This window comes from Methylovulum psychrotolerans (assembly GCF_002209385.1).
In the GTDB taxonomy this organism is placed as follows: domain Bacteria; phylum Pseudomonadota; class Gammaproteobacteria; order Methylococcales; family Methylomonadaceae; genus Methylovulum; species Methylovulum psychrotolerans.
This window is the reverse complement of record NZ_CP022129.1, coordinates 2,116,955-2,132,394: the sequence shown is the minus strand read 5'-3', so window position 1 is coordinate 2,132,394 and position 15,440 is coordinate 2,116,955. Positions and strand designations below refer to the sequence as shown.

Sequence of the window (15,440 nt, the reverse complement as noted above, 5' to 3'; positions counted from 1 at the left end):
TGATGAAAAGAGATAATAGGGTGGGAGAGATTAGCGAGGGTTATGGCTTGACAAAAAAACGGCTTGGTATAAAGTTTTATACAATTTTGGGCAGTCAAAACGACTAGGGAATGCGTACGCTTTAATATGGCAGAAACAAAAATAGATACTGAAATCCGCCATGTCACGCTCCCAGGAAGCAATCTTTTCTTGGAAGTGGGCTTCCCACCGGATGAAGCCGAACTATTGCACACCGATTCGCAACAGCGCATTAAGGTTGCGTTGTTGCTTAAGGAGCAGCTAATGGGGGAGTTATCAGACTGGATTGCCGAACAACATCTAAAGCAAGCCGAAGCCGCCGCCATACTGAAGATTAACCGCCCACGGGTTTCTGATTTGGTTAACAAAAAAGCCAATAAATTCACTTTGGACGCATTGGTCAATATGTTAGCCCGTATCGGCAAGCCTGTAAGATTAATCGTCGGCTAATAGGTAGTCACTTATCGACAGAATGCCTTACGCCGCTTGTTAAGTAAAAAACTGCCGTGTAGCAAAAACGCTATCCCCAAAGCGTTTGCCCTGCCAGCTTAAATGGCGTTTTAACACAAAATCAAAGCGTAGGGCATGGTAGTCTTGCAGGGCTTCTAATGGGGCCACTGCCGTTTCCGGCAACAGGCCTTCGTGGGCAAAATCGCGGGCGGAGATGAGGGGCAGTACCGCTGGCAAGGGGTAGTCTGAGCCATATAACAGGCGGTTATGCCACGCGGTTTCGGTCAGTAGGGTTTTTAGCACGTTAATATCGCGGTTAAGCATGGTGATGGCGGAGATGTCGCCGAATAAGCGGCCTTGCCATTGTGGTTCCGCCATGAGCTTGGCGAAACAGTCAAAACTTCGGACAGTTTTGCCGTTGTCGTCGGTATCGTTGCCGATGCTGGCACAATGCGCGACCACTATTCTCACCCCGGCATCTAAGGCCCGGCGCAAGCGCAAAGGGTTGCCGAATGCGGCCTGAGCCGCACCGTGCATGGCTTTTTCTTCGCCGCCGTGGCTAATGATGGGGATATTAAGCTGTGCCGCCGCCCGATAAAAACGCCCGCATTGCGGTGAGGCCGGATCAATCGCCATAGCGGACGGAAGCCATTTGACCGCCCGCGCCCCGTGCGCGACCGCATCCGCCAATACGTCCACACAATCGGCACGGTAGGGATGGATGCTGGCGACCCATTCAAAGCTATCAGGGTAAAGCTGCGCCAGTTTTTGCGCGTAAGCGTTGGGGACAAAATAGGCGGTATGGGCATCATCCGGCTCACCGCTGGCCCCGTGCGCCTTATCAAACGCATACAGCAATACTTTCGCCCCTTTCGGTAGGGTTGCCATTAAAGCCCGCAGCCGCGTGACAAAGGCTTCGTCTTGATGCCCCGGCGTTTCGGCACAAGCGGCATTGGCAAACGTCCGCTGTTGCAAGTATTGCCAGGGATGCCAAAACGGCGACTGTAAATCGGGGCTTAGGCTAATGCCGCTGCCCCCGTCACCGGAGCCGACGATATGGGCATGGCAATCCCACCAATCGGCCGGGTTAATGCCTTGCCATGCCGCTTGTTCTAACGCGCTAGCTGGGCTTGCCGCCGGGTCTAGGCAGTGGTTTTTCAGGCGTAGCCAGTCTGCGTGTAGCGGCTGACTGGCGGTGACGCTAAGGCCTGTGGCGGCTAGGCGGAGAAAATGGCGGCGGCTGAGCGTAGGGGTAAAATATGGGCTTGGGGTGGGCGGCATAAACGGTTAGGTTTGGTGGACGGCGGAACGCTATACCTTACGGTACTGGTATCAATAAATCCACCCGTTATTTTATGCCCATAGTAAGTGCTGTTGGGCAAATTGGCGGGAAAACATTGCCAATACGTCATAGCCAATAATATAATTGATAATCATTATCAATAACGCCTTTATTTACTACAGTGCTAGAACATCATTATCACGAATTGTTAAATTATTTGCTCCGTATTACCGACAACCGCGACACAGCAGCAGATATTGCCCAAGAGGCGTTTGTGCGGGTGTTGGAAGCCCAGGCCGCCAAGCCGGAAACCCAAATCCGGGAACCGCGTGCTTGGCTGTTTAAAACCGCCAAAAATATCGTCATTGACCGCTATCGGCAAGAAACGGTACGCGGCTATGATAATGTTGACGAAATCGGCTTGCTGGCTTCAGAAGCCTGTGATCCGGTAACGGTTATCGCTGGGCAACAAGCCGCCGAGGCGGTATTGCAAATCATTGCCCAGTTACCGCCGCGCTGTAAAGAGGCTTTTGTGCTCTATAAGTTAGTCGGTTTACCGCAAGCCACCATCGCCGTGCGTATGGGCATATCGGCCAATATGGTCGAAAAACATATCAATACGGGGATGCTGGCTTGTAAGAATTGCCCTTATGCGCGAGAAGATTAGGGCTTATCGCTTATCGCTGATGATTTTGCCTTTGCCTGCCGGCCATTAGCATCGCCCGCAAAAAATTATTTTCCCCGCCATATCAGGATTAGCCATTGCCATGCGTCTACAAATGAGAACGATTATCATTTCTTATTGGAGACAAGCAGATGTCTTATTCATTACTATTGCCGCATCGGCACACCAACCGTCCGCTAGCATTAGCCGTCGCCCTGTTGCTTGCCGCACCCACGCCAGGATTGGCGCAGCCGTCAGAAACCACTGAAGAGGGTAGGGCGGAAGATAAAGCCGCCGCCAAAGCCACTACCGCAAAAACGGCTACCTTACCCACCGTGAACGTCACCGCCGAAGCGGAACAATCGGCTGATGTCGGTTATGTCGCGCCTAATAGTACCGCCGCCACCAAAACCGACACCCCGTTGCTGGCAACACCGCAATCGGTTTCGGTCGTTACCCGCAAGCAAATAGCCGCGCAAAATGCCACCACCTTGGCGGAAACGCTACGTTATACGCCGGGCATCCAAAGCGAGACTTTCGGCTTTGAGCCGCGTACCACGTTCCTTAAAATGCGCGGCTTCGATGCGACTGAAACAGGGCTGTACCAAGATAGCTTAAAACTGGCCAATCCCGGCTTTGTCGTCGGTTACAGTTTGGAGCCTTACGGGGCGGAGCGTATTGAAGTGCCGCGCGGCCCCGCTTCGGTGTTATATGGGCAAAGCAGTGCCGGGGGCTTGGTGAATTACATTTCCAAACACCCGCAGTTCGACCCGTTCCGCGAGATTAAGTTTGATGCGGGTACTTATGGGCGTTTACAAGGCGCGGTGGATGCCACGGGGGCATTGGACGCACAAAAAACCTTGGCCTATCGCCTGACCGGGGTTGTGCGCGACAGCGATACCCAAGTCGATTACATCCAAGACAAGCATATCTATGTCGCTCCCGCCCTGACGTGGAAGCCCAACAGCCAAACCACCCTGACGTTATTAAGCCACTATCAAAAAGATCAGACCCAGCCCTCGCAGCGTCTGCCTGCCGTCGGGACTTTATATGGCAATCCCAACGGCAAAATTCCCACCAACCGCTTTACTGGCGAACCCACTGTAGATAGCTATAACCGTGAAGAATTTGCTGTCGGCTACGAATTGGAGCATCGCTTGAACAAAGCGGTGACGTTCCGGCAAAAAAGCCGCTACTACGATAATGCCGTTGATGACAGGACGATTTACACCACCGCCTTGCTGGCTGACCAACGTACTATCACCCGCGCCTTATATGAAAGTTTCGGCAAGGTGCAGGGCGTTAGCTTGGATAACCAAGCCCAGTTTAACTTTACCACTGGGCCCGTGAGCCACTCTTTACTGGCGGGCTTAGATTTCCAGCATGTCCATTCGACGACGGTGCAGACCTATGGCGACGCGCCTAACCTGGACATTTACAACCCGATTTATGGCAGCCCCGTCGCGGCAGCCCCAGTGTTTAAGAACCAAGCGGCTGTGCAAAACCAAATCGGTTTGTATTTGCAAGACCAGCTTAAATTGGCCGAACACTGGCGGCTGACTTTAGGCGGGCGCTATGACTTGGCCGATAGCGAAACCCAAGACCGCCTGAGCGGCCAAACTACCCAACAGGGCAACAACGCCGCCACAGGCCGCGCTGGGTTGGTATATCTGGCTGACAATGGCCTTGCCCCTTATTTAAGCTACGCGCAATCGTTTTTGCCCGTGTTAGGTACGGATGCCAATGGGGTGGCGTTTACGCCGGAAACGGGCGAGCAATACGAAGTGGGGGTGAAGTTCCAGCCCAAACAGTCCAATAGCTTTGTCACCTTAGCGTATTTTGATTTGACCCGGCATAGCTTCCTGACCCCTAACCCGATTACCTTCGCCAATGTGCAACGCGGTGAAGCGCGTTCGCAAGGGCTGGAGTTGGAAGGGGTTGCCAGCCTGGATAACGGTTTGGATGTCACGGCCAGTTACGCCTATACCGATGCCCATGTCACCAAAAGCTCATTCAGTGCCGAAGTGGGCGAAACTTTGGAATACACGCCTGAACACAAAGCCACGCTATGGGCGGATTACACCGTGCCGTCCGGCCAAGCGAAAGGCTGGGGTGTGGGGGCGGGGACGCGCTATATCGGCACCTCAGTCGGCAACAGCTACGCCGCCAGAAACACCATCGAAATCCCCGATGTCGTGCTGTTCGACACGGCTGTGCATTTCAACCTCAAACCCTTCCAATTTGCCGTCAACCTGCAAAACGCCCTCGATAAGGAATATGTCGCCACCGCTTTTACCAGCGGCGGCGACTTTGCCACCTACGGGGCGCGGCGGGTCATTATTGGCTCGGTTAAATACAGTTTTTAAGGCTTCCTTCCCACTTTGGAGATGTTTATGAATAACGAAACCGTTATGTTACAAACCGTTAAATGTTGCCCAGAACCGTCCGGTGGCCATTTATTAAACCCGGATTTTATCTTTAATGAGCGCAACTTAGGCCACTATCAAGCCAGTTTGCTGCAAGGTATCGCCCTGATCCAAAAAAGCGTTGCCGCCGCCAATAAACCTTTTAGCGGCATTTTGCCGCACGAACTGGCGGCACAGTTCCGCGCGGTGGATTTACGCCAGACCTGCGGGTTGGCCGAAGCCTTGGCGGAACTGGAGCAGTTATATCTTAACCATGCCGTGTACTTCCACCATCCTCAGTATGTCGCGCACCTGAATTGCCCGATAGCGATACCCGCCATTTTGGCGGAGTTGTTGCTGGTGTCGGTCAATTCGTCGGTGGATACTTGGGACCAAAGTGCGGGCGGTACATTGATCGAACAAAAATTGCTCGATTGGACTACTGAGATTATCGGCTTGGGCGGACAGGCGGACGGCATTTTTACCAGCGGCGGTACCCAATCCAACTTAATGGCGATGCTGTTGGCGCGCGATAGCTGTTGCGCCAAACATGCGGGTTACAGCACCAAAACCCACGGTTTACCCGTTGATTTTGGCAAGTTACGGATTTTCACTTCGCAAGCCAGCCATTTTAGCATCCAAAAAGCGGCGGCTATTTTAGGCTTGGGCTATGACGCAGTCGTGCCGGTTGCTTGTGACCGCTATTTTAAAATGGATGTGGCGGCGTTGGCGCATGAGCTGGATAGGGCTTTAGCCAATGGCCTGATCCCCATGGCGGTGGTGGCGACGGCGGGCACTACCGATTTTGGCAGTATCGACCCTTTACCTGAGCTGGCCCAGCTTTGCCAAGTTTATGGCCTGTGGCTGCACGTCGATGCGGCTTATGGTTGCGGCCTATTGGTGTCGCCTAAATTCCGGCATTGGTTAGCGGGTATTGAGTGTGCCGATTCGGTCACGGTCGATTATCACAAAGCGTTTTTGCAACCTGTCAGTTGCAGCGCGTTTTTGGTGAAGGACAAACGCCATTTGGCGGTAGTGACTCATCATGCCGATTATCTCAACCCTTTAAGCCAAGCTAACGACGGTGTGCCTAATCTGGTCAATAAAAGTATCCAAACCACCAAACGCTTTGACGCATTGAAACTGTGGCTGACTTTGCGGGTGATGGGGGCGGCACAATTGGGCGCGGCTTTTGATGCCTGCATCCATTTGGCCAAACAAGCCTATTTGTTGCTGCTGTCGGAGCCGTCTATCGAAACGCTGCATCATCCGCAACTTAGCACCTTAGTGTTCCGTTACCGCCCCGCCCGGCAAGCCGACGGCGCCGAGTTGGACAAGGCCAACGCCGCTATCCGCAAGGCTTTGTTCCGTTCCGGCGAGGCCGTTATTGCGGGGACAAAAGTGCATGGCCAACAATACCTTAAATTTACCCTGCTCAATCCCTTAACGACCATCCAAGATTTGCAGGCGGTGCTGAAATTGATCCTGTTTTATGGTCGCCAGTACGGCCATGCCGATGACCTGCCCAATGCCGTTAACGATGATTTTGTTAAGGAGGCTTGTGATGCCTGAGAAAATTTATGACGTGGTCGGCATCGGTATCGGCCCGTTCAACCTGAGTCTGGCGTGTTTGCTCCAGCCCATTAAAGGCGTGGACAGTGTGTTTTTGGATAGCAGTGCGGGCTTTAATTGGCATCCGGGCATGATGTTGGAGTCGGCGCATTTGCAAACGCCGTTTTTATCGGATTTAGTGACCTTAGCCGATCCGACCAGCCCGTTCAGCTTTTTAAACTACCTGAAAGAACAAGGGCGTATCTATGCGTTTTATATCCGCGAAAACTTTTTCCTGTTGCGTAGCGAGTATAACCAGTATTGCCAATGGGCGGTGGCTAAGCTGGATAACGTGGTTTTTAACAGCCATGTCCAGCAAGTGGATTACCACGCTGGGTTAGGTTGTTATCTTATCCATAGCCAGTGTACGCAAACCGGGCAAAGCCGCACTTACCGTGCCAAAGCCTTAGTGTTAGGCACGGGGACTGTACCTTACACGCCGCCGTGCTGCGCAAACTTGGCGGCGGCAGTGCATTCGTCACAGTATCTGAACGTTAAGGTGGATTTACAGCGGCAAGCCTCGATTACCGTGTTGGGTAGCGGGCAAAGCGCGGCGGAAATTTATTATGATTTACTGCAAGATATTGATAAATATGGCTATGAATTGAGCTGGATTACCCGTTCGGCGCGGTTTTTTCCGCTGGAATACAACAAGCTGACTTTGGAAATGACCTCGCCGGAGTATGTGGATTATTTTCATGGCCTGCCCGCTGGGCAACGCGACCGTGTTATCGCCGGACAGCATAACCTTTATAAAGGCATTAACGGCGCGTTGATTAACGATATTTATGATTTGCTCTATGCCAAAAGCCTAAACCATGCCATTCGGGCCAATTTATTGACCCATTCCGCTTTAACGGCGGCGGCTTTCGATACCACCAGCGGCCAATTTACCTTGGATTTTGAGCATCAGGAGCAGGCCGCCAGTTTTCGCCACCACAGTGCCGGTCTGGTATTGGCGACGGGCTATCATTACCGCTTGCCGGAATTCTTGGCGGGTATCGAACAGCGCATCCAATGGGATGGGCAGGGCCGTTTTGCCGTCAACCGCAATTACAGCATCGACCCGAACGGCAACGAGTTGTTTGTCCAGAATGTCGGCTTGCACAGCCACGGCTTCACCACCCCTGATTTAGGCATGGTGTGTTACCGCAATGCCTGCATTATTGAAGCCATTACGGGTACGGCACATTATCCCATTGAGCGGCGCATCGCCTTCCAGCAATTTGCCGTCCCTGAGGCCACCGGAATTTAGCATGGCGAACCCCTTCAAGTGTTTTCTGGTGACGTTAATTACGGTGTCGGTAGTCAGTGATGCCCTGTTATTGCCGTTTTATCCGCAATTTTTTCGTGCCGCGTTCGCCATGGATGACCCGTGGCATATCGGCCTCTATCTCAGCGCGACCTGTTTGGTGGTGATGCTGGCATTTGTGTTATGGGCCCGCGTGGCCAAACACATTCCTGTATTGCGCTTGCTGGTGTACACCCAATGTGCCGCCGGCCTATTGAGTATCGCCTGTTACGGGGCGCAAAGCTTGGCGGATTTCTGGCTGTTGTCGTTACTGATGCTGGGTTTTAAAGGCAGTTACTTGCTGATTTACCCGTATATCATGAGCTTAGAAACGCAAGACAAACATGGCGGCACGGTAGGCTTGTTGGCGGTGCTGGTTCATTTGGGGGCGATATTGGGTGCGGCGGCGGGTGGCCTAGTATTGGAATTATTAGCACCTAGGCAAGCGTTTTTGCTGATGGCGGCGGGTGATTTTATGCAGATGCTGATCTGTTGCGGCTTGCTTGCCGTCCGCATGGTTCCCGTGCCACTTCCCGAAACGGCTATGGCGAACCCGCCCCGCACTGTCGGCTTGTATCCGCTGGGTATGGTGATGTTGTTGTTTTATTTTAGTGTCAGTTTGGGGCGGCCATTTTTTTCTTCCTACTGGCAGACGCTTAGCCCTTGGCAGGGCGAAACCGTTACCGGGCTGGTATTTGCCCTGCCCGGCGCTATAGCCTTAGTGGCTTTGTGCCTGGGCAAAAATAAGGGCGGTTTGCATGGCGTAAGCCCCGCACTGGGTTTATGCGCCATTGGCTTGGCTTGCCAAGCCATCCCACATCCCGCTGTGGTGCTGGTGGGGCGTTGTCTCTATGGTTGGGGATTGTTTCAAGCCACGGTGTACTTAGATGTCTGCGTCTTCGCCATCAGCACCCCCAGCACCTATACCCGCGATTTTAGCAAAATTTACTTTTGCCAAAGCGTGGGGGCGTTACTGGCGGCTTTGGCGGCAGGCCGCTTAGTCGCCGATTATCCGCTGTCAGCCCCGTTTCTGGTCGGCGCGGCAGCACTCTTACCGACTTTGTTAATTTATCTGTTGCTGTTCCGGCCTAGGGCATTGCATAGCCTGGCTGTCAGTAAACCGTAAGCTTTCTTATCTTATTCTCTATAGGTATCCTTTATGAACCCAACACCTGTTTGTTTCCAAAAACACATTCCGGCTATCGGCAGCTTTTCGTTACGCCCTTTGCAAATCCCCGATGATATGGCCTTAATCCATCGTTGGGTTAATTTGGACTATGCGCGTTATTGGGGTTTGCAGGGTATGGCTTTGGCGGAGGTGGAGGCGGAATACCGTAACATCAGCACCAAGGCGCAGGTCTATCTGGGCTTTTGCAATAATGCCCCGGCCTTTTTATTGGAATGTTACGACCCCCGGCAATATGCGCTGGATCAGCATTATGCTTGGCAAGCGGGTGATGCGGGGATGCACATTCTGGTTGCCCCCGCCGAGCAACGGGTCGCCGATTTTACTTGGACAGTGTTCACCGTCATCATGGCGTTTATCTTCGATGACCGTCGTGTGCAACGCTTAGTGGTGGAGCCGGACATCCGCAACGCCGACATCCATACCTTGAACAAACGTGCCGGTTTTGTCTATCAAAAGACCATCAACTTGCCGAATAAAACTGCTTATTTGGCCTTTTGCACGCGTAACCATTATTACGCCGCCCTCGCCAAGGCCAGCCGCCAAAGCCCACCGCAGCACAGTGCCGCGCATTTGCAGGCCGACACTTGGGCGCAGGCCAACACCTTATTGTTGATTAAGGCTATCAGCGAACTCGCCCATGAACTGGTGATTGTCCCCGAACATCAGTACCAGGAAGGCGAATGGGGGTATTACCGCTTGCCGACCGACCAAGCGGCTGTCGAATACCGCTTCCGGGCGCAGCTTTTAAGCTTAGAGCACTGGCATATCGATCCGGCTTCTTTAGAAAAATGGGCGGGCGGCAATCTGGCGGCCTTGGACGCATTGGCTTTTATCACCGAAAATCAAGCCAGCTTGGGCATAGCCCCCGCTTTGTTGCCTATCTATATGGAAGAAATCACCAGTACCTTATATGGCAGCGCCTATAAACTGTGCAAACAGAGCGGCAAGGTGGCCGAACTGGTCGGAGCGGATTTTCAAACGCTAGAAACGGCGATGATGGCGGGGCATCCGGCGTTTATCGCCAATAATGGCCGCATCGGTTTTGATGCCGCTGACTATCAGGCCTACGCTCCCGAAGCGGCAACGCCAGTGAACTTAATTTGGCTGGCGGCGCATAAAAGCAAAGTGGAATTCGCCTGTAGTGAAGATTTGACTTATGAAGATCTACTGGTGCAAGAGCTGGGCGCGGCGGCCTTGGCGAATTTTGCCCGCATATTGGAACAACAAGGCTTGGTGGCGGCGGACTATTACCTGCTGCCCGTGCATCCTTGGCAATGGTATAACAAACTGGTGCAACTGTTCGCCGCCGATTTGGCGGCTAAACACTTACTGTGCTTAGGCTATGGCGACGATGCCTATCTGGCGCAACAGTCGATACGCACCTTTTTTAATATCAGCCAGCCGCATAAACGCTATGTCAAAACCGCCTTATCGATTTTGAACATGGGCTTTATGCGTGGTTTGTCACCTTATTATATGAGCACCACTCCCGCCATTAATGACTGCATTAACGGCCTGATTAGCCAAGACCCTTATCTTAGCGCCAAAGGCTTTAGTATTTTGCGGGAAGTCGCCGCCATCGGCTATCGCCATAGCCACTACGAGGCCGCTTTACGCCAAGATAGCCCTTATAAAAAAATGCTTGCCGCCTTATGGCGCGACAGCCCCGTGCCGCAACTGCAAGCTGGGCAACGCTTAATGACCATGGCGGCTTTGCTGCATACTGACGGACAAGGTGCGGCCTTATTGCCCGCCTTGATAGCCGCCTCAGGCCTGAGTACCCATGCTTGGCTGCACGCCTATTTGGACTGCTACTTAAGCCCGTTGCTGCACTGCTTCTATGCCTATGATCTGGTGTTTATGCCACATGGCGAAAATCTCATTTTAGTGCTGGAAAATCAAGTGCCGATCCGCGCCATTATGAAAGACATCGCCGAAGAAGCCGCTATTATGAACCCCAATGTGCTGTTATCCGACAAAGTGCAACGTTTGGCGGTAGATGTGCCGGAAGAATTGAAGCTGTTATCGATTTTTACCGATTGTTTTGACTTGATTTTCCGCTATTTGGCGGAGATTTTGTACGTCCATAACGGCTTTCCCGAACACCAATTCTGGCAACTGGTCGCCGCCTGCATCCTCGACTACCAAGCGGCGCACCCCGAACTGGCCGAAAAATTCGCCCGCCATGACCTGTTCGCACCGGAATTTATCCGCTCTTGCCTAAACCGCTTGCAATTGCGCAATAACCAGCAAATGGTGGACTTGGCTAATCCTGCGCAAAGCCTGCAATTTGTCGGCACACTTGCCAACCCTATCGCCGCGTTTAGGCCTGTTAGTCCTAAAAGCACCAACCGGGAAGCGGATACTGAGGCTTGCTTATAACGAATCGGTGTGGGCATAAAAATGGCGCAGGCCTTAGAGTGCGGCCATTCTGGCCGCAAGGGCGGGCAAGATGCCCGCGCTCCAAGAGCATAATAACGTTGCCGCTGTTGTTTTATGCGTGATTTTCTTTTGGTGGTTACTTTATGAAAAACGTGAGCATCGGCTTAACGCCGCGCACCCTCAAGCGTTGGGCTTTTATCCATAAATGGAGTAGCCTCATCTGTACGGGCTTTATTTTGCTGCTATGCCTGACAGGGTTGCCGCTGATTTTTGCCGACGAAATCGACCATGCCTTAGGTTACCGCATAAGCCCGCCGCCTTGGCCGGATAGCGCCATCCCACCCCGCGCCAATCTGGATGCCGTTATCGCCGCCGCCCAAGCCCGCCGCCCAGGCGATAGCGTCCAATTTCTCGTTGCCGAACCCCAAGAGCCGGATCTGTGGTTTGTGCGCATGGGGGCGGACATAGCGGCGGCGCAGCCATCCGCGTTTTATAGCATGGATGCCCGCACCGGGGCGTATTTACAGGCCTATCCGCTCAACCAAGGCTTGATGAATATCGCGTTAAGGCTGCATGTCGATTTGTTTGCCGGCTTATGGGGCAGTTTGTGGCTAGGCTTAATGGGGGTATTCTTGATGGTGGCGATAGTGTCTGGCGTGATGTTATATGCCCCGTTTATGCGCAAACTCGCGTTCGGCACTGTCCGGCAAGGGTATTTGGCGTGGTTGGATTGGCATAATCTGCTCGGCATCGTCACTGTGGTGTGGCTGTCGGTAGTGACGGTCACTGGGGTCATTAACACGGTTGCCGCGCCGATTTTTAGCCGCTGGCAAAGCGAACAATTGGCGCAACTGCTTGCCCCCTACGCGGCGGCGCCTATCCGGCCTATCGGTTCGGTGCAAACAGCCGTTAACGCCGCTTATCGGGCGGTGCCAAACAGTGCGTTGAGTTTTTTGGCGTTTCCGGGCAATCCCTTCGCAGGGCCTAACCAATTTGTCGCGTTTATGCAGGGTGACACCCCGTTAACGGCAAAATTGCTTAAGCCCGTCGTGCTGGATGCCCAAACTGGCCAAGTCCTCGCCACGGTGGAACTGCCCGGTTATGTCAGTGCCTTGTTACTGTCCAAGCCCCTGCATTTTGGCGATTACGGCGGCTTGCCGCTAAAAATTCTCTGGGCAATGTTAGACTTGCTCAGCATCGGGATTTTAGTGGGCGGCTTATACCTTTGGGGCAAGAAACACCGCCGCCGCCCCGCCCAAACCGCTAAGCCCCAACGGCAGTTACGCCCCATCCGCCCCAAGCCGTGGCCTATCCCCATCGCCATTTGCGCAAGCAGCCTCATCGGCTTATGCGCGGCCTTATTAGCCGATGGCCTGGGTGATACCTTGTCATGGTTGGCCTTAAGTGTGCCGATTATCGCCTTATTCGCCCGCCGCATTGTGTGAGTGCTATGCTTGCGAATAAGCCTAGTCGGTTGATGATAAATTTTCGATGCAGGGCATAAGCGGTTAAAATGGCTTACCGAACTGAGGCCGGATAGCCTTGTCTAAGTGCCGCCAACTGTTTTCTCTCCCCACTACTGACCTGCAAAGGAAAATCCGCTATGAACTTCCCTGTAAAAGCCACGTTTGCCGCCGCCACCCTGATGTTATTGGCAGGTTGTTCCGGTGTTGAAATTAAAGGTGTCGTCCGCGACAAGCCGACTGGCAACCCGATTTCCTCGGCAACCGTCAGCGTCGGCAAAGAAAGTACCGCTACCGATGCGATGGGCAGCTATACCCTAGAAGTCTCCGACACCGACCAAGCGATGATCGTCAACGCCCCCGGCTATTTCCTCTATACCAAAACCATCGGTAAAGACACCATTAACGACATCGACTTAATGCCGCGCGAATAAGCCTAAGCCCAGGGTACACTGTGCGTACCTTTTCTGTGCTGTTATCATTCCCCCACAGGCTTGCGCATAGTCACAAACTCTTCGGCGGCGGTGGGGTGTATGCCTAAGGTAGAATCGAACACAGCCTTAGTTGCCCCGGCGCGTAACGCCACCGCCATGCCCTGAATAATCTCCCCCGCTTCCGCGCCGACCATGTGCAAACCCAGCACTTGGTCGGTAGTCCGGCGCACCACCATTTTCATCAAGGTTTTCTCGCCTAAGCCCGATAAGGTATGCTTCATCGGTGTAAACACCGATTTATAAATCACAATATCGTCATAACGGCGGCGGGCTTCGGCTTCGCTTAAGCCTACCGTGCCGACATTGGGCTGGCAGAACACGGCGGTCGGGATATGGTCATAATCGACCGGGCTGCGCTGGTCGGTATAGAGCAAATTCACCAACGCCATCGCCTCGGCGGTGGCGACGGGGGTCAGGCTGAAGCGGTGCGTGACATCGCCTAAAGCATAGATTGACGGCACGTTAGTTTGGTAGCCGTCATTAATGATAACCGCCCCGCGTTTGTCCAGTGCCACCCCGGCTTCGGCCAAGCCTAAGCCAGCGGTGTTGGGGCTGCGTCCGGTCGCATACAGCACCAGATCAGCGGTTAAGGTTTGGCCTTGTTTGGTCTGCGCCACCAAGCCCTCGGCAGTTTTTTCGATGCGTTCGATGTCGGTGTTGAACACTATCCGCAAGCCTTTTTTCTGCATCTCTTGGGCGACAAAGTCGCGGATATCCTCGTCAAAACCGCGTAACAGCTTGTCGCCGCGATAACATAAGGTCGTCTCCACACCCAAACCGTGCATAATGCCCGCGAATTCCACGGCGATATAACCGCCGCCGACAATCAGCAGCCGTTTCGGCAAGGCTTCTAAGGCGAACATTTCATTAGAGGTGACGACATGCTCGCTGCCGGGAAATGCCGGCACCTCTGGCCAGCCGCCTGTGGCGATCAGAATCCGTTCGCAACGGTAGTGTTGCCCGGCGATGCTCACGGTATGGGCATCGATGACTTGCGCTTGGCCGTTGATGACGGTCACGCCGGAACCTGCCAGCAAGTTGCCGTATATGCCTTGCAGGCGGGTGATTTCTTGGTCTTTCTGGGCGCGTAAATGCTGCCAGGAAAATTGCGGCTCGGATAATGTCCAACCGAATCCGGGTGCGGCTTTAAAGTCTTCGTGAAAATGCGCGGCGTAGACGAAGAGTTTTTTCGGTACGCAGCCGACGTTGACACAAGTGCCGCCTAAGTAGCGGTTCTCGGCAACCGCGACCCGCACCCCCAAGCCCGCCGCCATCCGCGCCGCCCGCACCCCGCCGGAGCCTGCGCCTATTACAAATAAATCATAATCGTAAGGTATCATGTTGGGTTCCTTGTTGGGTAAGCATTCTGACGCTAGTTCCCAAGCGCTGGCTTAGGAACTTAAATTCGGGAAGCTCTAACTTCGGGAATTAACGCTAGGAACGTGCATAAAATAACCTCGGCATCCTCATTTTTGGAGCGCGGGCATCTTGCCCGCAAGGGCGGGCAAGATGCCCGCGCTCCAAGACCTGTATCTGCCTGAATTATTTCCTACCCATTCCTTAGCGTCCAAAATTCCCGAAGCTGGAGCTTCTCGTGCTTAAATTCCCAAGCCGGAGCTTGGGAACCAGCACTTATTCTTAATAAGGGTGATAGTTAGCCTACTCTTGCAAGTACGCCAACATCGTCCCTGCATCACTTACGGTAAACGGGTCTTCAGGGTAGTTATCCGCCTGCCCAGGTTCGCTGAACACTTTAACAATGTTCAAATCGTCCACCAGCATGGCGTAACGCCAAGAGCGGTAGCCGAAGCCTACGTTTTCTTTTTTGACTAACATGCCCATGCCACGGGTAAAGTCGCCGTTGCCGTCGGGGAGCATTTTTACTTGTTTAATGCCCAAATGCTTGCCCCATTGGAACATGGTGAAGGCATCATTGACGCTTAAGCAGTACACCTCATCAACCCCTTGGTCAAGGATGGCTTGGTACTGGGCTTCAAAACCCGGCAAATGGGTGCTGGAGCAAGTTGGGGTAAACGCGCCGGGCAGCGCTAACACCACGATGCGCTTGCCTTTGAAAATATCATCGGTGCTGACATCTTGCCAACGGAACGGGTTATCCCCGCCGATGCTTTCGTCACGGACACGGGTTTTAAACACAACATGAGGTACAGTTAAAGGCATTGCAGTTCTC

12 protein-coding genes are annotated in these 15,440 nt (G+C 53.4%); 9 read left to right on the top strand and 3 right to left on the bottom strand.

The window, feature by feature from the left end; all coding sequences use genetic code 11:
• The first annotated feature begins 126 nt into the window (after nt 1-126).
• Complete coding sequence (locus CEK71_RS09730) at nt 127-468, top strand: helix-turn-helix domain-containing protein (protein ID WP_088619207.1); 342 nt, start codon at nt 127-129, stop codon at nt 466-468.
• A 39-nt stretch (nt 469-507) separates the two neighbouring features.
• Here the strand turns inward: CEK71_RS09730 and CEK71_RS09725 are convergent, their stop codons facing one another.
• Complete coding sequence (locus CEK71_RS09725; protein WP_088619206.1) at nt 508-1,749, bottom strand: amidohydrolase family protein; 1,242 nt, start codon at nt 1,747-1,749, stop codon at nt 508-510.
• A 182-nt stretch (nt 1,750-1,931) separates the two neighbouring features.
• On the opposite strand from CEK71_RS09725, the gene CEK71_RS09720 reads away from it, so the two are divergent.
• The 8 genes from CEK71_RS09720 (at nt 1,932) to CEK71_RS09685 (ending at nt 13,189) form a co-directional block, all read left to right on the top strand.
• Nucleotides 1,932-2,417, top strand: a complete 486-nt coding sequence (locus tag CEK71_RS09720) for an RNA polymerase sigma factor (protein WP_088619205.1) — start codon at nt 1,932-1,934, stop codon at nt 2,415-2,417.
• A 149-nt stretch (nt 2,418-2,566) separates the two neighbouring features.
• A complete protein-coding gene (locus CEK71_RS09715) occupies nt 2,567-4,780 on the top strand; it encodes a TonB-dependent siderophore receptor (protein ID WP_088619204.1) in 2,214 nt (737 codons plus the stop codon).
• Between the two features lie 27 nt (nt 4,781-4,807).
• The gene (locus CEK71_RS09710) at nt 4,808-6,391 is read left to right on the top strand and encodes a pyridoxal phosphate-dependent decarboxylase family protein (protein ID WP_088619203.1); all 1,584 of its coding nucleotides are present in this window, start codon (nt 4,808-4,810) and stop codon (nt 6,389-6,391) included.
• A complete protein-coding gene (locus tag CEK71_RS09705) occupies nt 6,384-7,685 on the top strand; it encodes a lysine N(6)-hydroxylase/L-ornithine N(5)-oxygenase family protein (protein ID WP_088619202.1) in 1,302 nt (433 codons plus the stop codon). The genes CEK71_RS09710 and CEK71_RS09705 overlap by 8 nt, the downstream gene beginning before the upstream one ends.
• A gap of 1 nt (nt 7,686) precedes the next feature.
• Complete coding sequence (locus tag CEK71_RS09700) at nt 7,687-8,847, top strand: MFS transporter (protein WP_088619201.1); 1,161 nt, start codon at nt 7,687-7,689, stop codon at nt 8,845-8,847.
• Between the two features lie 33 nt (nt 8,848-8,880).
• Entirely contained in the window at nt 8,881-11,292 is a 2,412-nt protein-coding gene (locus CEK71_RS09695; RefSeq protein ID WP_088619200.1) for a GNAT family N-acetyltransferase, read from the top strand.
• A gap of 143 nt (nt 11,293-11,435) precedes the next feature.
• The gene (locus CEK71_RS09690) at nt 11,436-12,737 is read left to right on the top strand and encodes a PepSY-associated TM helix domain-containing protein (protein ID WP_088619199.1); all 1,302 of its coding nucleotides are present in this window, start codon (nt 11,436-11,438) and stop codon (nt 12,735-12,737) included.
• A 158-nt stretch (nt 12,738-12,895) separates the two neighbouring features.
• Nucleotides 12,896-13,189, top strand: coding sequence for a carboxypeptidase regulatory-like domain-containing protein (locus CEK71_RS09685; protein ID WP_088619198.1), 294 nt, complete (start codon nt 12,896-12,898; stop codon nt 13,187-13,189).
• 44 nt (nt 13,190-13,233) lie between these two features.
• On the opposite strand, the gene gorA is transcribed toward CEK71_RS09685, so the two are convergent.
• Together gorA and CEK71_RS09675 are read right to left on the bottom strand one after the other, a co-directional pair.
• Entirely contained in the window at nt 13,234-14,589 is a 1,356-nt protein-coding gene (gorA, locus tag CEK71_RS09680; protein ID WP_088619197.1) for a glutathione-disulfide reductase, read from the bottom strand.
• Between the two features lie 319 nt (nt 14,590-14,908).
• Nucleotides 14,909-15,430, bottom strand: a complete 522-nt coding sequence (locus CEK71_RS09675; protein ID WP_088619196.1) for a peroxiredoxin — start codon at nt 15,428-15,430, stop codon at nt 14,909-14,911.
• Between the last annotated feature and the right edge of the window lie 10 nt (nt 15,431-15,440).